This window comes from Vibrio sp. T20 (assembly GCF_007858795.1).
GTDB classification, from domain to species: Bacteria; Pseudomonadota; Gammaproteobacteria; order Enterobacterales; family Vibrionaceae; genus Vibrio; species Vibrio satsumensis.
Window position 1 is genome coordinate 1 of the sequence record NZ_VFEB01000080.1, and the last position, 21631, is coordinate 21631.

The following is a 21631-nucleotide window of genomic DNA, read 5'->3' on the forward strand; positions in this document are numbered from 1 at the left end:
AGTCGGCACACTAAATTCTTTATGCTTTTGTCCGTGCTGCTACTCCCTGTTAAAGAGTTTCGACACCAACAAATCAAATTGTGGTGCCCGGAGGCGGAATCGAACCACCGACACGAGGATTTTCAATCCTCTGCTCTACCGACTGAGCTATCCGGGCAACGGAGCGCTATTAAACGGATTTTCTGCATAACCGTCAACACCTTTTTTGAAAATAATTAAAAAAAACGTTCGTTAGTTGTTTTTTTATTCAAAAGTGAGGCTTACGTTTTGCCTTGGTTAAAATCTTTCTTGAATTTTGTTACTTTTTCTAAGTATCGGCGCGACTCTTTGTTTGGGTGTTTCTTAGTAAGTGCCCAATACGCTTGGCTAGGTTGCAGCGAGTTTAAGTCTCGCATTGCTCGTTTTCTGTCCTTACTGAAGGTATTGAGCACGCCACCAGTGCCGCCGTTGTATGCTGAAATCATACTGTACTCGAGCGTTGTCGGGTGTTTTACATCTTTCAAATAACGATTTTTGAGTATGTAAAAGTATGCGGTACCAGCATCAATGTTGTTTTCTGGATTGAATAAATACTCAGGGCTGGGCTCTCCTGGCTTGTTCTTTACTAACTTAAAGACATCTCGACCTGCGGTTTTAGGTACCACCTGCATAAGACCGTATGCATTCGCCCAGCTCACTGCGTAGGGGTTGAAACTACTTTCTGTTTTGATAATCGCGTAGATCAAGTCTTCAGGAATGTCATAACGTTGAGATGCTCGTCGAACGATGTCGGCGTATTGATAACTACGCTGACTGGCGTGATCGGCCACCATTGGGATCTCAACGTAGTAGGATTTTTTAAAGTCGACTTCTTTGGTTTTTAGGTTGTTAGCGATCAGGTAATCAGCGAACTGGTTAGCGCGCCATGTCCATTGAATGGGCTTTTTATCTTGGTCAACAACTTGATTGTAGAGGAAAGGCTTACCTTCTAACTTGATGCTTTTGGAAGAGAATAGGTCAACATGCGCCGGATCATCTGGCGTCAAAAGCGTTGTCATGATCGCGTTTTTGAGGTGTTTTTTAGGCTCAGTAGAGGAGACGGTTTCTACCGTTATCAGGCCTTTGCTAAAGTTAACTTCGGAACGGCTTAGGTAATTGTCTATGTATTTCACATAGTTACTTTTACCTGCCATCTTTACTTCACTGCTGCCCCAACGCTTTTGGATGTTACCAGAAAAGCTATTAATCAAGGAATCTAGGGCACCCGTGTCTTTTTCAAATTGACCGGGTAGCTCCGCCAAATTACTTACAAATCGGTTGGTCGGCTCGTAATTGACATCATAAATGCTTTCGACAAATTCACGGCTGCAGCCAGTTAATAACATGGCTGTTAGGAAGTAACTTAGCTTTTTCATAGTTCCTCATACAAAAATGACATCGCAGCGTTAACCATGATGTCATTAAAAATTGCTTAAATAAATGTCTTATTCGCTTGGTGGAGTATAGCCATCAATTACGACATCTTTACCTTCGAAAAGGAAGTTAACCATCTCGGTTTCAAGAAGTTTACGATGCTCAGGATCCATCATGTTTAGCTTCTTTTCATTGATAAGCATGGTTTGCTTGCTTTGCCATTGTCCCCAAGCTTCTTTAGACACGTTGTCAAAGATACGCTTACCTAAGTCACCTGGGTAAAGTTGAAAATCTAGGCCTTCAGCATCTTTTTGAAGGCGAGCACAAAATACAGTGCGGCTCATAGTGGTTCCTCTTATCGCGTTCGTTGATTCAAACGTCGTCGTTCAGTTCAAAGGGTAGGCTCTCAATAAGCAGCTTTACTGGAGCAGCTAGGCCAATTTCTTCCGGTTTTGATAAGTTATACCAGAGACCTTTAGTCCCTTCCATTATCAAATCTGGTTGTTTATCTAATTTCACCAATACTGGCGTGATATCTAAGTGGTAGTGGCTGAAAGTGTGCCTAAACGCAATCATGGTCTTTATCGAATCTGTTTCAGTGTCTTTGACCGAACGAAGATCTAGTTGATGTTCGATCTCTGCGTTTTCATTTTGAGGGAAACAAAACAATCCACCCCAGATACCAGACTGAGGACGCTGTTCGAGCCACACTTGGTTGTCGTGGTACAGAATCACAAACCATGTTTCTTTTACTGGTTTTTCTTTCTTAGGTTTCTTGCCCGGGAAATCGAGTTGTCTATCAAGTTTCTTGGCTTCACACATGCTTTCAATCGGGCACAGAGTACATTTAGGCTTGCTACGGGTACAAACCATCGCGCCCATGTCCATCATTGCTTGGTTGTACTTATCGACATCTTTCTTCGGAGTATGTGCTTCGGCATATTCCCAAAGCTGGTTCTCGACTTTCTTTTGTCCCGGCCAACCCTCAACGGCAAAGCTTCTCGCAAGCGTTCGTTTTACATTGCCATCAAGAATCGCATGAGGGAGCTTATGAACGGAAGACAGCACTGCAGCTGCAGTTGAGCGACCTATTCCCGGTAGCGCGTTCATCTCTTCGATAGAAAGCGGAAATTCACCCCCATACTGCTCAGCAACGATCTTGGCTGCTTTATGTAGATTGCGAGCTCGTGCGTAATAACCAAGCCCTGTCCATAAGTGGAGCACCTCATCTTGTTCGGCGTTCGCTAGGTCGATAACCGTTGGAAAGCGTTCTAAGAAGCGCTGGTAGTATGGGATCACCGTGGCGACTTGAGTCTGTTGAAGCATGATTTCAGATAGCCAAACGGTGTAGGCGGTTTTGTTTTGTTGCCAAGGTAATTCTTTACGCCCGTAGGCGTCATACCATTTTAATATGGCGGTTGCGAAAGGAGTCACGACATGCTCTATGCTTTGCTATTATTAGAAGCGAAATTGCACCACACTTAACGTTGGATGTAAAACAGACAAATTGTGTGGGAATTTATCCACGGAAAGACTTGCACCGGAGGCAATTCTTTGGATAATCCCCGCTTTGATTAATCAATGTGCAGGCAAAAATCAATGAGTGAAGTGACCACTAACGAATATACTGAAGACGGCAAACTGGTTCGTAAGATCCGTAGTTTTGTTCGCCGCGAAGGCCGCTTAACAAAAGGCCAAGAGAACGCGATGAACGAATGTTGGCCAACAATGGGTATCGACTACAACCCAGAGCTTCTTAACTGGAAAGAAGTATTTGGCAACGATAACCCGGTTGTACTAGAGATTGGCTTCGGTATGGGTGCATCACTGGTTGAAATGGCAAAGAACGCACCTGAGAAAAACTTCTTAGGTATTGAAGTTCATAGCCCAGGTGTTGGTGCGTGTTTAGGTACAGCTCGCGATGCTGGCGTAACTAACCTGCGTGTAATGTGTCACGATGCTGTAGAAGTATTTGAACACATGATTCCAGATAGCAGCCTGCATACACTGCAACTGTTCTTCCCTGACCCATGGCACAAAGCACGTCACCATAAACGTCGTATCGTTAAGGCTGAGTTTGCAGAGATGGTTCGCGGTAAGCTTCAACTTGATACTGGTATTTTCCATATGGCAACAGACTGGGAAAACTACGCAGAACATATGATTGAAGTGATGAACGTAGCTCCAGGCTTCGAGAACATCGCTGAAGATGGTGATTACATCCCTCGTCCGGATGAGCGCCCGCTAACTAAGTTTGAAGCTCGTGGCCACCGTTTAGGTCATGGTGTTTGGGACATTAAGTTCAAGCGTACTAAGTAACTTCGAATCAAATTGAGTGAAGGGTAATCCGACTTAGAATTTAACCCCTATACTTTATGGGATTGATTAAAGCCAACATTATTGTAATGTTGGCTTTTTTGTCCTTAGGCTTTTATTTCAGTAAAGGCTTAACGACAGAAAGTAATACCAATCACAGTAAGTAAGTGACCAGAAATAGCGTAGGAAAAAGGCTTGAGAACAAGGCAGCATTTTTCGATAAGTAGTTACTCTACAATCAAAAATTCTAACGCAGTTATCGAGCATTTTAACAAGCTAGAGTGAGCAGTTATTTACTACGATTGGTATATGTTACACCCCTACAAAAATAACAATATAGAAGTAAGCGCACATGAAACCAACTCAAGCTATTTTGGCCGAGATCTTAGACGAAGTTCGTCCCTTAATTGGTCAGGGAAAGGTCGCTGATTATATCCCTGCATTGGCACGCGTATCGAACCAGAAACTGGCGATTGCAGTATACACAAACGAAGGTGAGGTGATTCAAGCGGGTGATGCAGAGGAAGCCTTTTCTGTGCAATCCATCTCTAAAGCCTTGAGCCTGACCTTAGCTATGGTGTTATATAAGCCTGAAGAAATTTGGCAACGCGTAGGCAAAGAGCCTTCTGGCCAAGCCTTTAACTCTATGATTCAGCTTGAGATGGAACATGGTATCCCCCGTAACCCGTTCATCAATGCGGGTGCTATTGTCGTAGCTGATCTACTACAAAGCCGCCTGTCAGCACCGAGACATCGTTTGTTAGAGTTTGTGCGTCAGCTATCGGGTGATACTCATATTGTGTATGACAAGGTGGTAGCGGCGTCAGAAATGATGCACAGCGATCGTAATGCTGCCATTGCTTATTTGATGCGTTCATTTGGTAATTTTGAGAACGATGTTATTCCGGTACTCAACAATTACTTCCATGCTTGTGCACTTAAAATGACGTGTGTAGATTTGGCGAAAACCTTTAGCTATTTGGCGAACAAAGGTGTGTCGGTTCAAACCAAGAAAGAGATCATCACATCTGTTCAAACTAAGCAGTTGAATGCTTTGCTTGCAACTTGTGGTTTGTACGATGGAGCTGGTGAGTTTGCTTATCGTGTTGGTATGCCGGGTAAGTCGGGTGTGGGTGGCGGTATTATCGCTATCGTTCCGGGAGAGATGACAATTGCTGTATGGTCTCCAGAGCTTGATCCTTCTGGTAACTCTCTTGCTGGTACTAAAGCGTTGGAATTGCTTTCAGAGCGAATTGGTCGTTCTATTTTCTAGAAGAAAGGTGCGAGATGCGAGTACAGATTTCGTCCTATAGAGCGCTTCGTTTCGAGAGGGGTTCATAAAACAAAAAGGGTTGACTCTAAAGCCAACCCTTACACAATAAATCTCGAATCTATTCGTCTTCTTCTGCCATAAAGGCTTCCAGCAAATCGTTGAGGAATAGCTTCCCTTTTTCTGTGATCTGCCAGTGCGTGTCGGTTTCATTCAAGTAACCTAGCTCTTTTGCCCACTCAATCGTTGAATGGACAGCGTCAAAATCAAGCCCCGTTGTATCAACGAAATCTTGTTTTGGACACGCTTCCATTAACCTAAAGCGGTTCATAAAGAATTCAAAAGGGCGGTCTTCATTTGGCACTTCAAACTCATCAGATAGGTAAGGCTTCACCATGTTCTGGTAAGCCGCTAAATAGCCTCTAGGGTGTTTAATCTTAGTCGTGCGAACAATGCGACCATCAGCAAAGCTTAGCTTGCCATGAGAGCCACAGCCAATACCTAGGTAGTCGCCAAAGCGCCAATAGTTAAGGTTATGCTGACACTGATAGCCGGGCTTGCTGTAGCCTGAAATTTCGTACTGCACATAGCCTGCGTCTGCGAGTTTCTTATGACCCAAGTCGAAAATATCCCAAAGGTCATCATCGTCAGGTAGCTTTGGCGTTTTGTAATAGAACATGGTGTTAGGTTCTATTGTTAGCTGATACCAAGATAAGTGTGGAGGATCGAGCTCGATCGCTTTGTCCAAATCAGCCAAGGCCTGATCAATGCTTTGATCCGGTAAGCCGTGCATTAGATCTAGGTTGAAGCTATTTAATCCGATTTTATGTGCTAAATGAGCGGCGTTAACCGCTTCATCTTGCCCATGAATACGGCCAAGTCTTTCCAGTTTCTCTTGCTCAAAACTTTGCACGCCCACCGAGATTCGACTAACCCCTGCTTTTTGATAACCAGCAAAACGCTCAGCTTCAATGGTGCCAGGGTTGGCTTCCATGGTTACCTCGATTTCCGGTTTGAACGGGATGCGTTGTTCAATACCTTGCAGCAATCGACCAATTCCTTCTGGAGAGAATAGGCTCGGAGTACCACCACCAATAAAGATCGAGTGCAGTGGACGAGGTGCGTCATTGAGTTGGTATTTTTCGATATCAGTATCGAGATCCTCAAGCAGAGCATCAATGTATTCTTTTTCAGGAATCTCGGCTTTCAGAGCGTGTGAGTTGAAATCACAATATGGACACTTTTGTACACACCATGGGATGTGTACATAGAGACTAAGTGCTGGTGGTATAAGCGCTGTATCGTGCATTACAGAGCTTGCTCTTTGATTGCTTCGAATAGTGAAGCAAGGGCTTTACCGCGGTGTGAAAGCTGCTTTTTACGTGTAGATTCGAGTTCAGCAGATGCACAGTTATCTTCTGGTACAAAGAATACAGGATCGTAGCCAAAGCCATTCTCACCGTGCTCTTCCGTCAGAATACGACCTTCCCATTTACCGTGACACACCAATGGTGTTGGATCGTTTTCGTGACGCATGAGTACCAACACACAGTGGAAACGAGCGGTACGCTTTTCAGTTTCCACACCTTGCATGGCATCAAGCAGTTTTTCAATGTTTTGCTTATCCGTAGCCCCTTCACCTGAGTAGCGCGCTGAGTAGATGCCCGGAGCACCCTTAAGGAAATCAACCTCTAAACCTGAGTCGTCAGCAATCGCTGGCAGTCCTGTCTCTTTCGCAGCATGGCGAGCCTTGATGATGGCGTTTTCAATGAAAGTTGTTCCTGTTTCAGCGACTTCTGAAACGTTAAACTCACTTTGTGCGACAACGTCAAAACCAAACTCAGACAGAATATCTGCCATCTCGCGAACTTTACCTTGGTTGCCTGTGGCTAAAACAATCTTACTCATGGGTATGTGGCTCTAATAAGTTAGTGAACAGAAAAGTGACGGTTGAAGCTACTCTTCTATATAGAATTTTTGTGTGAAGCGCAGTGGACCTGTGCCTTTCAAACCTGCGTTAACATCGATACTAAAAGTGATGTTTTCTTCGTGTGTTACAGGGAACTCAGCTAGGTAATAAATCGCATCACCTTCCTTTATCTCGCGGAAGTTAAGCGTGCGAGTGTTACCTACAAGGTTCTTCGCTGTTCCCGTGATTTTAGCGGTTGTTGCAGGCTTGCCAAGGGAAGCTTTGTCTAAAACGCTGATGTTCAGAATCGCTGAGTAGCCATTTCGCTTAAGCTTGTATTGCTTAGCTACCTGAGCCGTTAGAAATGTCGAGTTAAAAGCCGAGTAGTGAACTTCGACATCCTTAATGTTTTTAAATTGTCCTGCTGAACTTGGTAGGGCAACAAGAGCGGTGAGTAGTGCTGTAATCCATAGACGCATAGTGACTCCAATAAATAGCAAAAAGCCATCATAGGATGGCTTTGACTTCGGTTGGGATTTGGCTTGGCGAGCATATTCGAACTTGCTTATGCCGACCGAGTTCTCCCTTTTCTATCTTAATTTGCCCTTTAGCGACCTTAAATTGTTTCGCTAGGTATTTCGCTAAGTGGGCATTGGCTTTGCCATCTACTGGTGGAGCAGTAATGGCAATTTTGAGTTCCTCACCGTGCAAGCCAACAATCTTGTCTCGGCTTGCTTTGGGTTGGATATAGAGCCTAAGAATAATATCGTCTTCTTCGGCCCAAACTGCTTTTGGCATCGTCAAAGTACCTAATGTTCGTACTTGAATTATAGCTGATACCAAATAGGACCAATCATGTCGCCCATTAGGAAGTTCGCAAATTGCAGAACAATGAACAGAACCAACACGCTTAGGTCGAAACCACCCATGTCTGGAAGGATACGGCGGATAGGTACTAGCATTGGCTCAGTCAGTTGGTGGAACACGTACTCGATTGGGCTACGACCTTGGCTTATCCAACTTAGGATTGCACGGATAAGTAGAACCCAGAAAATTAAACCACCAGCCGCTTTGAGCAGAGAAAGTGCGCCAAAGATAAGGAAGCTAATATCGAAAACGGCAGCGCCGCCAGAGATAATAAGGTTTAGAGCAACGAACTTAAGTACACACAGCACATAAGCAAAAACAACCGTCGCCAGGTCAAGGCTGCCAATTGATGGAATAACTCGGCGTAGTGGGGCAACAACCGGTTGTGTCGCTTTTACGATGAATTGTGAGAATGGGTTGTAGAAATCTGCACGTGATGCTTGTAGCCAGATACGCAAGATCACAACCATGATGTAAAGATCAAAAACGGTCGAGATCAGAAAGCTCATCGAGTTCATATTGTTTCCTTTTTCGGATTTACTTGTCGCTTAGGTATAAATTGAGCGACAAAATGCTTAAAACAGTTTTTCCATCTCTTCAGCTCGAGCAACCGCCGCTTGCATGGCTTTTGCTACGATGTCTGATAGTTGATGTTCGTTAAACGTGCGTAGCGCTTCTGCGGTTGTGCCGCCTTTTGATGTCACTTGTTCACGCAGTGTAGATAATTCAGTATTTGGATTCGCTACCACCATCTCTGCCGCGCCTAATGCAGACTGCTGAACTAATTTACGAGCGGTTTCTTGGTCGAAGCCTTGGTTGACCGCTTCTGCTTGCATCGCTTCCATAAACAGGAAGAAGTAAGCTGGAGCACTCCCCGCCGCCGCAATGATGCTGTTGATGCCAGACTCTTGTTCAACCCAGCTTACCTCACCTACAGCTTGCATTAGTTGAGAAGCGAAGTCTTTATCATCTTGGCTGACCGTTGAATCAGCATAAAGACCGCTCATCCCTTTACCAAGCAGTGATGGCGTGTTTGGCATCACACGTACAAGGTTCAGTTGGCAGTTTAACATCTCATTGAGTCGATTCGCACTAATACCCGCGGCAATGGAGATAACCAGTTTGTTACTGAAGTCGATATCTTGTAAGGGGTTACATACATTAGCCATCATTTGTGGTTTCACTGATAACACCACAACGTCTGCTTGCTCTGCTGCTGTAATATTATCGCTGGTGGTATTGATGCCGTATTCTTGTTCTAACGGCAGCCTTCTGGTTTCTGAAGGTGCTGTAGCAGTAATCTTTTGCGCTGGGTAACCACTCGCTACCAAGCCCGCTACAATTGAGCGAACCATGTTTCCCGCCCCAATAAAGGCGATGTTTTTATGTTCCATATATAAAATCCTGAGCGTGTCGCTGCGCGGATAAGGCGAAGCGGTATCAATACTTGTACTTATCGTTGGTTGGTTACAACGGCTATTTCGCGTAATCACGAGCGCCGAAAATAGCCGTTCCAATGCGAACCATTGTGCTACCAGCCTCAACTGCTGCATCCATATCACCACTCATCCCCATCGAAAGGGTATCAATGTCTGAATACTTCGCGGCTAGCTTGTCTTTAAGCTCTGCCAGTTGAGAAAATGCATTAAGCTGAGATTGATAGTCAGATACGTTTGCAGGAATCGACATCAATCCTCTTAAAGTGAGGTTGGGGAGCGATGAAATCAACTCCGCGAGTGCAAAAACTGTTTCTTCTGACGTTCCAGACTTGGACTCTTCACCACTGGTGTTTACCTGAATCAAAACTTGCAAAGGTGGAAGTTCGCTTGGACGTTGATCATTAAGCCTTTGTGCGATCTTATCGCGATCGATGGAATGCACCCATTGGAAGCTTTCCGCGATTGGGCGGGTTTTATTGGATTGAATTGGACCAATAAAATGCCACTCTAAATTTAGGTTAGAATGTTGTTCTGAAAAGTGTTTTACTTTATCAACACCTTCTTGAACATAGTTTTCACCAAAGGCAACTTGGCCTCCAAGTGCGGCTTCTAGAATTGCATCAATAGGTTTAGTTTTGCTGACGGCTAAAAGTTGCACGGAGTCTGGAGCTCGTCCGCACTTTTGCTCAGCACTGCGAATCTGTGAGGTGATTTGTTCGATATTTTGTTGAATACTACTCATAGCTGACTTTACTTAAGGGAAAATAAATGGATATCACTGAGTTACTAGATTTTAGTGTAAAGCATAACGCGTCAGATCTACATCTTTCTGCGGGTGTATCTCCAATGGTACGTATAGATGGTGAAGTAAGGAAGCTTGGAATCCCAGCTTTGAGTCATGCTGATGTGCATCGTTTGGTTTTTGAGATCATGAGCGATTCACAACGCGGTGAGTTTGAAGAAAAATTGGAAGTCGACTTCTCTTTTGAATTACCCAATGTTGGCCGTTTCCGTGTGAATGCTTTTAACCAAGCACGTGGTTGCTCAGCTGTCTTTCGAACAATCCCTGTAGAGATCCCAACTTTAGATCAGTTAGGTGCACCTGAGATCTTTGAAAAGATTGCTAACTACGAAAAAGGTTTAGTGCTTGTCACTGGCCCTACTGGTTCTGGTAAATCGACGACTCTCGCAGCGATGGTTGATTACGTAAACCGCAACCACAATAAACACATCCTGACGATCGAAGACCCAATTGAATTCGTTCATACCAACAATAAATGCCTTGTTAACCAGCGTGAAGTTCATCGTGATACTCACAGCTTTAAAGCAGCGCTGCGCAGCGCGTTACGTGAAGACCCAGACGTTATTCTTGTGGGTGAGCTTCGTGACCAAGAGACCATTAGCTTAGCGCTAACCGCAGCAGAAACTGGTCACTTGGTTTTTGGTACTTTGCATACCAGCTCCGCGGCTAAAACTATAGACCGTATTATCGATGTATTCCCGGGTAGCGACAAAGACATGGTGCGTTCAATGCTGTCCGAGTCGTTGCGCTCTGTGATTGCTCAGAAGCTGCTAAAGCGTGTTGGTGGCGGTCGTATCGCGTGTCATGAAATCATGATGGCGACACCTGCGATCCGAAACCTGATTCGTGAAGACAAGGTTGCTCAGATGTATTCGATCATTCAAACGGGTGCAGCACATGGTATGCAAACCATGGAGCAAAATGCGAAGCAGCTAATGGCTCAAGGCTTGGTTGATTCGGAAGAGGTCGAGAGAAAGATCGAAATTGAAACCTCAATGTTTTAATCAAGGTGAACAAAATGGAATTGAATCAAATCCTTGAAGGGATGCTGTCTCAAAAAGCATCGGATCTTTATATCACCGTTGATGCGCCTATCCTGTTTCGTGTTGATGGTGAATTGCGACCTCAAGGAGGTAAGCTGAATTCGGCTCAGGTCGCACAGTTGCTTGACGCGATGATGGATCAAGATCGACGCGATGAATATCAGCAAACGCGTGAGGCTAACTTTGCTATTGTGCGTGATTTTGGTCGTTTTCGTGTCAGTGCGTTTTTTCAGCGAGAGCTACCAGGAGCGGTCATTCGACGCATCGAGACTAACATCCCAACCTTTGAGCAATTAAAGCTTCCTGATGTACTACAGGACCTTTCAATTGCTAAGCGCGGACTTGTGCTGGTGGTTGGGGCGACTGGCTCTGGTAAATCGACCTCAATGGCTGCAATGACAGGCTATCGTAACACCAATCGTTCCGGTCATATATTGACGGTTGAAGACCCTATTGAATTTGTCCACGAACATAAAAAGTGTATCGTGACGCAACGTGAGGTTGGACTCGACACCGAGAGCTATGAAGTTGCGCTTAAGAACTCGTTACGCCAAGCACCAGATATGATTTTGATTGGTGAAATTCGTAGCCGTGAGACCATGGAATACGCGATGACTTTTGCTGAGACTGGTCACTTGTGTATGGCAACCTTGCACGCCAATAACGCTAACCAAGCGTTAGAGCGTATTCTCCACTTGGTGCCGAAAGAGCAGAAAGAACAGTTTTTGTTTGATCTGTCGATGAACCTACGTGGTGTCGTCGCTCAGCAACTCATCCGTGATAAGAATGGCAGCGGGCGTCATGGTGTGTTTGAGATTTTACTCAACAGCCCCCGAGTGTCTGACTTGATTCGTCGCGGTGAACTGCACGAGCTAAAAGCAACAATGGCGAAATCGAAAGAGATTGGTATGCAGACCTTTGATCAAGCTTTGTACGATTTAGTTGTAGCAGGTAAGATCAGCGAAGAGGATGCGTTTCACAGTGCTGACTCTGCTAATGACTTACGTTTGATGCTAAAAACCAGACGTGGAGATGATGACTACGAGACTGGTGCTTTGGCCGGGGTAAAGATAGACATGGGTTAGGTTGAATGCCTAGTGTCTGGTGCAAATAAAAAACCCGCTTAAGATGCGGGTTTTTTGTAAAGTGAATAAATTAGTGATTAGCAAAACGGTTGTTGTCGTTCGAGTAGCCACGCTCTTTCTCTAATTTAATTTTAGTTGGATATTGTTCGCCAGTGTAACCCGCTGAACCACCCATTGAACTGCATGCTGAAATGGTTAGAGCGGCGAAGATTGCTAGAAAAATTTTCATTTGAACTCCCACGTTCTGATTTTGAATTGCATCGACATTACGACGTGAAATTCGCGCGGGATCACAAATTAGTTCAATTTTTGCTCACTTAATTTTCGTTAAGAATATTGTGCTTCAAACCAACTTTCTAGAATAACAACAGCGGACTGATTGTCCACATTACCCTTACTTAATGCTTTATAGCCACCCATGTCAAAAAGGTCAGCTCTTGCTTCTGCGGTTGATAATCTCTCATCATGTAGTTCAACATCGACACCAAAGCGCCCTTTTAGGCGGTTGGCAAACTTCTTTGCTCTAGGTGTGATGGTTGCTAGATCTTTACCATGAAGGTCGGTAGGAAGGCCAACCACAATAAGGTTCGGCTGCCACTCTTTTATTTGCTTTTCAATATCGTCCCAGTTGGGGATGCCATCTTTGGCTTTAAAGGCTTTTAGAGGGCTTGCGGTGCCCGTGATTTCTTGTCCTATCGCACTACCGATACTTTTTGTTCCGTAGTCAAATGCCATAATTGTTCGTGACATGGGGTTTCCCAATTAATCTGTGTTTGAGAGTTTATATACTGATTTGATCTAGGCGTGACCAGCGTCAGCTGAAAGCTGAGCCGCATTAATGCCTAACATCTGCACGGCGACTTTCCAGCGGTCAGAAATCGGTGTATCGAAGATGACCTTCGGGTCGGCTTCAACGGTTAACCATGAGTTCTCGGTAAGTTCGGTTTCCAGTTGTCCCGGTTCCCATCCTGCATACCCAAGTGCGACTAAATAATTCATCGGCTCATCTTCTGTGCCCAGCACCATCAAGATATCTTTTGAGGTTGTTACCGAGATTTGATCTGTCATGTTGATGCTGGATTGATAGCTGCCTTTAGGTTTGTGCAAAATAAACCCACGGTCTTCTGCGACCGGCCCACCGTTCAATACTGGCTTATCAAGACTTGCTTGGTTGGATTTCGGCTGCTCAGAATCAACCTCAACTTGTTTAAGCATGCTTCCGACAGTCACATCAATAGGGGCGTTGATCATTAAGCCCATCGCACCTTCGTCGTTGTGTTCACAAAGGTAAATTACCGAATTTTGAAAGTAGGGGTCTTTCATTCCGGGCATAGCAACCAGAAAGTGGTTCGTTAAATTCATAGAGCCTCCTGCCAGTGTGTTCCCAGTAAAGGAAAAAGAGCGGCGTTAAGCCGCTCATTGATTCTGTGCCTATTTACTTCGTGTTTGCGAATAGCTAAGGCTTTCTTTAGTTTAGGCTATTTAGCGTTAATGCGACGCTCGATAGCGTCCATTAATTTACCTGTTACCGAAATATCAAAAGCAGCTTCAATTTCACGGATACAAGTAGGACTAGTCACGTTAATTTCTGTTAGCTTGTCACCGATAACATCAAGTCCTACAAAGATTAAGCCTTTCTCTTTTAGTGAAGGAGCGACTGCTCGTGCGATAGCCCAGTCTGTTTCACTTAGCGGACGAGCTTCACCTGTACCGCCAGCTGCTAGGTTGCCGCGAGTTTCCCCTTTAGCTGGAATACGAGCTAGGCAGTAAGGCATTGGCTCACCGTCAACTACAAGAATACGCTTATCACCATTGCTGATGTCAGGAACAAAGGTTTGTGCCATTGCGTAGTTTTGACCGTGGTTCGTCAGTGTTTCAATAATCACAGATACGTTTGGATCGCCTTCCTTCACGCGGAAAATAGATGCACCACCCATACCATCAAGTGGTTTTAGGATCACGTCACCGTGCTTCTCACGAAACTCTTTAATCTTTTCAGCTTTACGAGTCACGATGGTAGTTGGTGTTAGCTCTGGAAACCAAGCCGTGAACAACTTTTCGTTACAGTCACGTAGGCTTTGTGGCTTGTTTACGATCAGTGCGCCGCTTTCTTCAGCACGCTCAAGAATGTAGGTCGCGTAAATGTACTCAGTATCAAACGGAGGATCTTTACGCATCAATACTGCATCTAAATCAGATAGCGCGATTGTCTGCTCTGACTTGAATTCGTACCAACCGTTTGGATCTTCTTTTAGTTCTACAACCTTAGTGTCAGCAATGGCTACGCCTTGATCTAAGTGTAGATCATCCATTTCCATGTAATGGATTTCATAACCACGACGCTGAGCTTCAAGCATCATGGCAAAGCTAGAGTCTTTTTTGATGTTAATGGATGAAATTGGATCCATTACGATGCCAAGTTTGATCATTTTTTTCTCCTAGCCTAGATCGCCAAAACGGACTTGTAAGGCAGTAATTGCGGTTAGAGCAGCTGTCTCGGTACGAAGTACACGTGGGCCGAGTAGTGTCTCTTCAAATTTATATTGTTCTGTCATGCCGATTTCTTCAGCGGACAGTCCACCTTCAGGACCAATCAATAGGCGCACCTTGTTGATGGGTTCCGGAAGGGTGTTAATCGAGTATTTTGCACGAGGGTGAAGGTTTAACTTTAGTGCTTCGCTTGGTTCGCTGCACCACTCTTCAAGCTGCATGATTGGACGAATGACAGGAACCGTATTGCGGCCACACTGTTCACATGCCGCGATAGCAATCTTTTGCCACTGTGCAAGTTTTTTCTCGAAGCGTTTTGTATCAAGCTTAACACCGCAGCGCTCTGAAATTAGAGGGGTAATGGTGTTCACACCAAGCTCTACCGATTTCTGAATCGTGAACTCCATTTTGTCGCCACGTGAAATAACTTGGCCTAAATGTAAGTCTAACGGAGATTCGCTGCTGCGCTCGATGCGTTCAGAAACATTAACGGTGACATTTTTCTTTGATACTTCAGCTATCGTGGCAGGGAATTCAGCGCCACTGCCATCAAATAGAAGGACTTCTTGGCCTTCTTTCATGCGAAGGACACGACCAACATGACCCGCGGCATCTTCGCCTAAAGCGAGTGAACCTAACTGATGAATGCGTTCTGGGTGATGGATACGAGGGATTCTCATGCTGGTAAACCTATAAATATGTTCATTTGGGTATTTTGTCTCTGCCTAACATGGATGCTTTTAGTTGAAAAAACAAGGGTAGAGCAAGAGTTTCAGGGGCAATTCTGAAACTCTTGTTTGAGATAGTTAGGAATGTTGATTGTACGAGCGACGTTATTTACAAGCAGGGTAAACAAATGGGTTGTGATTACCTTGGATGGCATAGATTCGCTCATCACGAGTACACTCCCACTTGTCGACAGGAAATTGCTTGTTCCACGCCATCATCAGGTTGGTTTGTTGCTTAGATAGCTTGAAGCCATACTCTTGGCTCATGTAAAGGTAGGTACGCGCGATAGAGCCTTTTGCTCTGTCTGGCGGCATAACCTTACGCTGTTTGAAGTTGACCTGCATTTCACACTGGCCATAGCTCACGCCATCCATTCCATTCCACTGGCTGAAGTTGTAGTTCGAACGGTCACCATTTACTTCACCGATGGCTGGCGTTAGGTTGTGGAGATCGGCTTCCATGGACTTGAATATTTTGTCATTGCGAGTGCAGTTCTTGCGCCCGCCATCTTGCCAGCACTGACGCTGGTGGCCGAATTGCCAAGCGGGAACCACATGCTCCCATTCAATTCGACTGGCACGTTTTTGCTGCTTTCGTACTTGATAGCCACAGCCCTCAAGGTCTGGAATGCCTTTCTTTTTGTCTTTCCATGTTATGTCACAGCCACAATAGAATGAAGTCGGGTGATCAAGGTAGATCTTCACGGCTTCTTTTTTTGCTTTAGAGAAGGAACTCGGTGGAGCGGCGAAAACGCTTTGGGTTACCAGTAGGCCAAATACTATCGATAAGTAAAAAGACATCGATAGGCCAAATGCTTTTGGAGTGGTTTTATGCATAGAAAAAGACTGATAAAAGTATGATAAATATCAGTCTAGCACTCAAGTGATAGATTTCTCCATTACATTTCAATCATCTAGTTGATGGAGTGCAATTTCCTGAAGAAAAACGAGCAGGCTACTAAATCTAACTTAGGCCGAGTATTGGGTGCTAGCTTAGTTGCTTGCCAGTAAAGGCCAAGGTTTGATTGCACTGTTGGCAACGATAGCTTGATTGGTTACGCAATACCTTGTTGTGACGTCTAATCGAAAGTGGGTAAACCGTGCAGTCGCAGCGGTACTCAAAGGTCTTGCCTTGCACTGAGGTTATCTCAAAACTGTGGGTTGTTTTGGCTGGTACATTGAATACCTTTTCCATCACGTATTTCCACTCATTCCCGTGAGGTCTCACTCGTCCAAATACTTGATGTGTGATCAGATGTGCCAGTTCATGAGGCACCACCTCGTTAACGAAGGCATCCTCATTTTCGGCGAAGAGTACATGGTTGAGCTTAATTTCATTGAGCTGAAGGTATGCCTTTCCTGCTGCCTTTCCTCTTAACTTATAAGTAATGGTTGGGCATGGGAATTCACGAGAGAAATGTTGATTAGCGATAGCTAGGCACTCGGCCAATTTCTTATTTGCTCGATGTTGTTGCGGGGTGTAAGACAAACGTTGTTAACTCCAAAAAAAGGCCTCAGCGTTTAAGCTAAGGCCTCATCATAACATTGCTTGTTGATCTAGCGATGTTTTACACGTGATGTTTTTTCTTAATTATCTCGTGATAAGCGTGCCATGTACCATAACCAAGTAGCGGCATGGTGACGATCATTCCGATGCCGTAGGTGGCAAAACCCACCAGAATACCGGCACAAATAATACTTGCCCACACCACCATTGCTGGAATGTTGGATTTCACTGCATTGAAGCTAGTGAAGATTGCGCTCATCACATCCACGCGTCTCTCCATCATCAAAGGGATAGAAAACGCTGAGATGCTGAATATTAGGCTAGCGATAACGAATCCAATCACAGAACCCGTGATCAAGAAGGGCGCAAACTCGGCCAGTGGCGCGCCTTGTACAGATGGATACAAAGCATGCAACAGAGCGGCGATTCGCATCCAGAATATCATCGCGACCATTAAGACAATCGCAAAGGCCCACTGATGGGTTGAGTTGCGTGTGATGGCTTTCATGGAATGCAGTAAGCTGGCGTTGTGTCCTTTTTCTCTTTCCCAGGCTGCGTCATACAAGCCCAGAGCAAGAAAAGGTCCTATCAGCATGTACACAATCAAGCTTGGCATTACGACTAAGTGTGTTCCTTGCCATTGGACGAGTTGAACAATGGCGATTGCCGCTCCCATAAAGCACAAACCGTAAAATGCGCTGATTAATGGCATTCTTACTAAGTCATGCAGAGCAAGCGACAACCAATGAAAGGGTGCGGAAATACTTATTTGGTTGCAAGGAATGGTACGAGCGTAATCCTTATCGCTGACCTTGTGTTTTTTATCGTTCAGTTCGGATGGGTGCGCGGTACGAGGCATAGATCCCCCTAGTTAAATAACGTCCTAGTTATAATTCCATAAAGCTCATCGGTGTGGCTTGTGTGAGAGTTATGGTGCAGAGCTAAATGGCTCTTTGTCATCCCAGTTTTTGTTCTAGCGTGCATTTAACGAGCGTTATCAGACTGAATTAATTTAAGTTAAATGTGAGCTTGATCGCCTAGGAGTTACCTTAACTATTGTCAGTAGTGTTAGAAAACACAAATTATCGGCGGCTTTTTATACTTAGTGGTTAACGGTAAAGAAGGGCGTTAAAGAAGGAAGTTGCGAGTGAAAGTTCGGTAAGTACATAAAAATAAAGCCCTTACTAAGCAGTAAGGGCTTTATAGAAACAAATCGTAGTGGCTAAATTATTTTAGGCCAGCGAAGTCTGCAAGGATTGCTGCTTTGTCAGTCGCTTCCCAAGGGAATTCTTCACGACCGAAGTGACCGTATGCTGCAGTCTGCTTGTAGATAGGCTGAAGAAGGTTCAGCATTTCTTGAAGACCGTATGGACGTAGGTCGAAGTTTTGACGAACAGCTTCAATGATGATTTCGTGAGCTACTTTCTCAGTACCAAACGTTTCAACCATGATAGATGTTGGATCTGCAACACCGATAGCGTAAGACAGTTGAATCTCACAACGGTCAGCCATGCCAGCAGCAACGATGTTTTTCGCAACGTAACGTGCTGCGTAAGCTGCAGAACGGTCAACTTTTGATGGATCTTTACCAGAGAATGCACCGCCACCGTGACGAGCTGCGCCGCCGTAGGTATCAACGATGATCTTACGACCTGTTAGACCACAGTCACCCATTGGGCCACCGATTACAAAACGGCCTGTTGGGTTGATGAAGAAGTTAGTGTCTTTGTTGATCCACTCAGCAGGAAGTACTGGCTTGATGATCTCTTCCATTACTGCTTCACGTAGATCCGGAGTTGTTACTGAATCACAGTGTTGAGTAGAAAGAACAACAGCATCGATACCAACGATTTTACCTTGGTCGTACTGGAATGTTACTTGAGATTTCGCATCTGGGCGAAGGAAGTCAAGTTTGCCGCTCTTACGTACTTCAGCTTGCTTCTTAACAAGAAGGTGAGAGTAAGTAATTGGAGCAGGCATTAGAATTGGTGTTTCGTTAGTCGCGTAACCAAACATGATGCCTTGGTCGCCAGCGCCTTGCTCTTTAGGATCTTCTTTATCAACACCTTGGTTGATGTCCGGAGACTGCTTACCAATGGTGTTAAGAACAGCACAAGAGTCAGCGTCAAAGCCCATATCAGAATGGACGTAACCAATTTCACGCACTGTTTCACGAGTGATTTCTTCGATATCAACCCATGCAGACGTTGTTACTTCACCGCCAACCATAACCATGCCGGTTTTAACGTAAGTCTCACAAGCAACACGTGCTTTTGGATCTTGTTCCAAGATGGCATCAAGAACAGCATCAGAGATTTGGTCTGCAATTTTATCTGGATGGCCTTCTGAAACAGATTCAGAAGTGAATAGGTGCTTAGCCATGAGAGCTCCACTTTTAGTTTTTGGTGTAAATAGTTTATGGCGTCGCAAGTCAGGAAGCGCCGCCATTAAATACAGTATATTTTGTAGGTGTTTCTACATCTAGACGGCTATTCTAAATTCCAGCGGTCGAATTACAAGCTCTTTTTTATGATATGTCATAACTAAACGTTTGCGTATTGAATAGGGTAAGCCATTGCTAAGTGATGTAAATGTTCGAAAATTGCGAAAAGTGACCGTTAAAATGCCAGTAAAACGTTTGCAGTAGCAATAGTCGTTTGAGAGAATACCCGCGCTAATAAAAATGAAAACTTTAGCAATTATCTCTTTTTTAAATCGCTTATGTACTCAGGAGCAGACATGCCTTCTCGTAAAGATCTAGCCAATGCAATCCGCGCACTTAGCATGGACGGTGTTCAACAAGCAAATTCAGGCCACCCAGGCGCACCTATGGGTATGGCTGACATCGCTGAAGTTCTTTGGCGTGGCCACTTGAACCACAACCCAGCAAACCCAGAGTGGGCTGACCGCGACCGTTTTATCCTGTCTAACGGCCACGGCTCAATGTTGATTTACTCTCTGCTTCACCTTGCAGGTTACGAGCTTTCAATTGAAGACCTTAAGAACTTCCGTCAACTGCACTCGAAGACTCCAGGTCACCCAGAGTACGGTTACGCTCCTGGTATCGAGACAACGACTGGTCCTCTAGGTCAAGGCATCACTAACGCTGTTGGTATGGCAATGGCTGAGAAAGCACTGGCTGCACAGTTCAACAAAGAAGGCCACGACATCGTAGACCACTACACTTATGCATTCATGGGTGATGGCTGTCTGATGGAAGGTATTTCTCACGAAGCATGTTCTCTAGCAGGTACGCTTGGTCTTGGTAAGCTGGTTGCTTTCTGGGATGACAACGGTATCTCTATCGATGGTGAAGTTGAAGGTTGGTTCTCTGACGATACACCTAAGCGTTTTGAAGCTTACGGCTGGCATGTAATCCCAGCAGTAGATGGTCACGACTCTGATGCTATCAACGCTGCTATTGAAGCGGCTAAAGCAGATCCTCGCCCAACACTTATCTGTACTAAAACTATTATCGGTTTTGGTTCGCCAAACAAAGCGGGTACGCATGACTGTCACGGTGCTCCACTAGGCGCTGATGAAATCACAGCAACTAAAGCTGCGTTGGGTTGGGAACACGGTCCTTTCGAAATCCCAGCAGATATCGCAGCTGAGTGGAATGCAAAAGAAGCAGGCGCGGCTAAAGAAGCAGCGTGGAATGCTAAGTTTGACGCATACGCAGCGGCTTACCCTGAGCTAGCAGCAGAATTCAAACGTCGTACTAACGGCGAACTACCAGCCGAGTGGGAAGAGAAAGCAAACGCAATCATTGCTGATCTTCAAGCTAACCCAGCAAACATCGCTTCACGTAAAGCATCTCAAAACGCACTAGAAGCGTTTGGTCAAATGCTTCCAGAATTCATGGGCGGCTCTGCTGACCTTGCGCCTTCGAACCTAACCATGTGGTCTGGTTCTAAGTCTCTTGAAGCAGCTGATTTCTCTGGTAACTACATCCACTACGGTGTACGTGAGTTCGGTATGACGGCGATCATGAACGGTATCGCTCTGCACGGTGGTTTCGTACCATACGGCGCAACATTCCTAATGTTCATGGAATACGCGCGTAACGCAATGCGTATGGCTGCTCTGATGAAAGTTCAGAATATCCAAGTTTACACTCATGATTCAATCGGCCTAGGCGAAGATGGTCCTACTCACCAACCGGTTGAGCAGATCGCTTCTCTACGTCTAACTCCAAACATGAGCACATGGCGCCCATGTGACCAAGTTGAGTCTGCAGTGGCTTGGAAACTGGCAATCGAGCGCAAAGATGGCCCTACATCTCTGATCTTCTCTCGTCAAAATCTTGCACAACAAGATCGTGACGCTGAGCAAGTAGCAAACATCGCTAAGGGTGGTTACATCCTGAAAGATTGTGAAGGCAAGCCAGAGCTAATCCTTATCGCTACAGGCTCTGAAGTTGAGCTAGCGGTTAATGCAGCTGCTGAACTAACCGTTGAAGGTAAGAAGGTACGCGTAGTATCTATGCCTGCAACTGACGCGTTCGACAAGCAAGACGCTGAATACCGTGAGTCTGTACTTCCATCTGACGTTACAGCGCGTATCGCAGTAGAAGCTGGCATCGCTGACTTCTGGTACAAGTATGTTGGTTTCGGTGGCAAGATCATCGGTATGACAACGTTCGGCGAATCTGCACCAGCAGGCGAGCTATTCAAGATGTTCGGTTTCACTACTGAAAACGTAGTAAACACTGCGAAAGAGCTTCTTGCATAATCATTGACTGATGGCCTTGTGCTAACAGTTAAATGAAGGAAAAAACCGA

At 45.1% G+C, this 21631-nt stretch carries 24 protein-coding genes and 1 tRNA gene; 5 read left to right on the forward strand and 20 right to left on the reverse strand.

The genetic code is table 11. The annotated features are described in order from the left end of the window. Window positions 1-81 precede the first annotated feature (81 nt). From FTW16_RS07375 to mutY, 4 genes are all read right to left on the reverse strand, one after another. Window positions 82-157: transfer RNA gene (locus FTW16_RS07375), tRNA-Phe, on the reverse strand. Window positions 158-260: 103 nt separating this feature from the next. Beyond that, entirely contained in the window at window positions 261-1394 is a 1134-nt protein-coding gene (mltC, locus tag FTW16_RS07380) for a membrane-bound lytic murein transglycosylase MltC (RefSeq protein ID WP_060982721.1), read from the reverse strand. Between the two features lie 69 nt (window positions 1395-1463). Beyond that, window positions 1464-1736 (reverse strand): oxidative damage protection protein, encoded by a 273-nt coding sequence (locus tag FTW16_RS07385; protein ID WP_010435637.1) that lies wholly within the window; start codon window positions 1734-1736, stop codon window positions 1464-1466. A 28-nt stretch (window positions 1737-1764) separates the two neighbouring features. Continuing rightward, on the reverse strand, window positions 1765-2826 hold the full coding sequence (mutY, locus tag FTW16_RS07390) for an A/G-specific adenine glycosylase (RefSeq protein WP_146490581.1): 1062 nt from the start codon (window positions 2824-2826) through the stop codon (window positions 1765-1767). 165 nt (window positions 2827-2991) lie between these two features. On the opposite strand from mutY, the gene trmB reads away from it, so the two are divergent. Together trmB and glsB are read left to right on the forward strand one after the other, a co-directional pair. Continuing rightward, on the forward strand, window positions 2992-3711 hold the full coding sequence (gene trmB / locus FTW16_RS07395; protein WP_004735468.1) for a tRNA (guanosine(46)-N7)-methyltransferase TrmB: 720 nt from the start codon (window positions 2992-2994) through the stop codon (window positions 3709-3711). A 349-nt stretch (window positions 3712-4060) separates the two neighbouring features. Next, a complete protein-coding gene (gene glsB / locus FTW16_RS07400; RefSeq protein ID WP_146490582.1) occupies window positions 4061-4981 on the forward strand; it encodes a glutaminase B in 921 nt (306 codons plus the stop codon). A gap of 118 nt (window positions 4982-5099) precedes the next feature. Here the strand turns inward: glsB and hemW are convergent, their stop codons facing one another. The 7 genes from hemW to FTW16_RS07435 all read right to left on the reverse strand — a co-directional run bounded on the left by hemW (window position 5100) and on the right by FTW16_RS07435 (window position 9935). Further along, window positions 5100-6287 (reverse strand): radical SAM family heme chaperone HemW, encoded by a 1188-nt coding sequence (hemW, locus tag FTW16_RS07405; protein WP_146490583.1) that lies wholly within the window; start codon window positions 6285-6287, stop codon window positions 5100-5102. Beyond that, window positions 6287-6886, reverse strand: a complete 600-nt coding sequence (locus FTW16_RS07410; protein WP_146490584.1) for an XTP/dITP diphosphatase — start codon at window positions 6884-6886, stop codon at window positions 6287-6289. The genes hemW and FTW16_RS07410 overlap by 1 nt, the downstream gene beginning before the upstream one ends. A gap of 48 nt (window positions 6887-6934) precedes the next feature. After that, window positions 6935-7366 carry a DUF4426 domain-containing protein gene (locus FTW16_RS07415; protein ID WP_146490585.1) on the reverse strand — a complete coding sequence of 144 codons (432 nt, stop codon included), beginning with the start codon at window positions 7364-7366 and terminating at the stop codon, window positions 6935-6937. A 28-nt stretch (window positions 7367-7394) separates the two neighbouring features. Further along, on the reverse strand, window positions 7395-7685 hold the full coding sequence (gene yggU, locus FTW16_RS07420) for a DUF167 family protein YggU (RefSeq protein ID WP_048659422.1): 291 nt from the start codon (window positions 7683-7685) through the stop codon (window positions 7395-7397). 29 nt (window positions 7686-7714) lie between these two features. After that, a complete protein-coding gene (locus tag FTW16_RS07425) occupies window positions 7715-8272 on the reverse strand; it encodes a YggT family protein (protein WP_146490586.1) in 558 nt (185 codons plus the stop codon). Between the two features lie 57 nt (window positions 8273-8329). After that, a complete protein-coding gene (gene proC, locus FTW16_RS07430) occupies window positions 8330-9148 on the reverse strand; it encodes a pyrroline-5-carboxylate reductase (protein ID WP_146490587.1) in 819 nt (272 codons plus the stop codon). Between the two features lie 82 nt (window positions 9149-9230). Then, window positions 9231-9935, reverse strand: a complete 705-nt coding sequence (locus FTW16_RS07435; protein ID WP_146490588.1) for a YggS family pyridoxal phosphate-dependent enzyme — start codon at window positions 9933-9935, stop codon at window positions 9231-9233. Between the two features lie 26 nt (window positions 9936-9961). Between FTW16_RS07435 and FTW16_RS07440 the strand changes: the two genes are divergently transcribed. Together FTW16_RS07440 and FTW16_RS07445 are read left to right on the forward strand one after the other, a co-directional pair. Further along, window positions 9962-10999, forward strand: coding sequence for a type IV pilus twitching motility protein PilT (locus FTW16_RS07440; RefSeq protein ID WP_060982714.1), 1038 nt, complete (start codon window positions 9962-9964; stop codon window positions 10997-10999). A gap of 14 nt (window positions 11000-11013) precedes the next feature. After that, a complete protein-coding gene (locus tag FTW16_RS07445) occupies window positions 11014-12123 on the forward strand; it encodes a PilT/PilU family type 4a pilus ATPase (protein ID WP_146490589.1) in 1110 nt (369 codons plus the stop codon). 70 nt (window positions 12124-12193) lie between these two features. On the opposite strand, the gene FTW16_RS24465 is transcribed toward FTW16_RS07445, so the two are convergent. The 9 genes from FTW16_RS24465 to metK all read right to left on the reverse strand — a co-directional run bounded on the left by FTW16_RS24465 (window position 12194) and on the right by metK (window position 19230). Next, complete coding sequence (locus tag FTW16_RS24465; RefSeq protein WP_186728038.1) at window positions 12194-12352, reverse strand: hypothetical protein; 159 nt, start codon at window positions 12350-12352, stop codon at window positions 12194-12196. A gap of 98 nt (window positions 12353-12450) precedes the next feature. Beyond that, entirely contained in the window at window positions 12451-12873 is a 423-nt protein-coding gene (ruvX, locus tag FTW16_RS07450) for a Holliday junction resolvase RuvX (protein ID WP_048659417.1), read from the reverse strand. Between the two features lie 48 nt (window positions 12874-12921). Then, a complete protein-coding gene (locus FTW16_RS07455) occupies window positions 12922-13485 on the reverse strand; it encodes a YqgE/AlgH family protein (protein WP_048611435.1) in 564 nt (187 codons plus the stop codon). A gap of 116 nt (window positions 13486-13601) precedes the next feature. Next, window positions 13602-14552: a glutathione synthase gene (gene gshB, locus FTW16_RS07460; protein WP_146490590.1), complete on the reverse strand. Its 951-nt coding sequence runs from the start codon at window positions 14550-14552 to the stop codon at window positions 13602-13604. Window positions 14553-14561: 9 nt separating this feature from the next. Then, window positions 14562-15293: a 16S rRNA (uracil(1498)-N(3))-methyltransferase gene (gene rsmE / locus FTW16_RS07465; RefSeq protein WP_060982711.1), complete on the reverse strand. Its 732-nt coding sequence runs from the start codon at window positions 15291-15293 to the stop codon at window positions 14562-14564. Between the two features lie 153 nt (window positions 15294-15446). Next, window positions 15447-16178, reverse strand: a complete 732-nt coding sequence (locus FTW16_RS07470) for an endonuclease (protein ID WP_146490591.1) — start codon at window positions 16176-16178, stop codon at window positions 15447-15449. A 151-nt stretch (window positions 16179-16329) separates the two neighbouring features. Further along, a complete protein-coding gene (locus FTW16_RS07475; protein ID WP_146490592.1) occupies window positions 16330-16830 on the reverse strand; it encodes a SprT family zinc-dependent metalloprotease in 501 nt (166 codons plus the stop codon). A gap of 79 nt (window positions 16831-16909) precedes the next feature. Beyond that, window positions 16910-17707, reverse strand: coding sequence for a DUF2189 domain-containing protein (locus FTW16_RS07480; protein WP_017067802.1), 798 nt, complete (start codon window positions 17705-17707; stop codon window positions 16910-16912). A 368-nt stretch (window positions 17708-18075) separates the two neighbouring features. Then, on the reverse strand, window positions 18076-19230 hold the full coding sequence (gene metK / locus FTW16_RS07485) for a methionine adenosyltransferase (protein ID WP_017062234.1): 1155 nt from the start codon (window positions 19228-19230) through the stop codon (window positions 18076-18078). Window positions 19231-19587: 357 nt separating this feature from the next. Between metK and tkt the strand changes: the two genes are divergently transcribed. Continuing rightward, entirely contained in the window at window positions 19588-21582 is a 1995-nt protein-coding gene (gene tkt, locus FTW16_RS07490) for a transketolase (RefSeq protein WP_146490593.1), read from the forward strand. The last annotated feature ends 49 nt before the right edge of the window (window positions 21583-21631 follow it).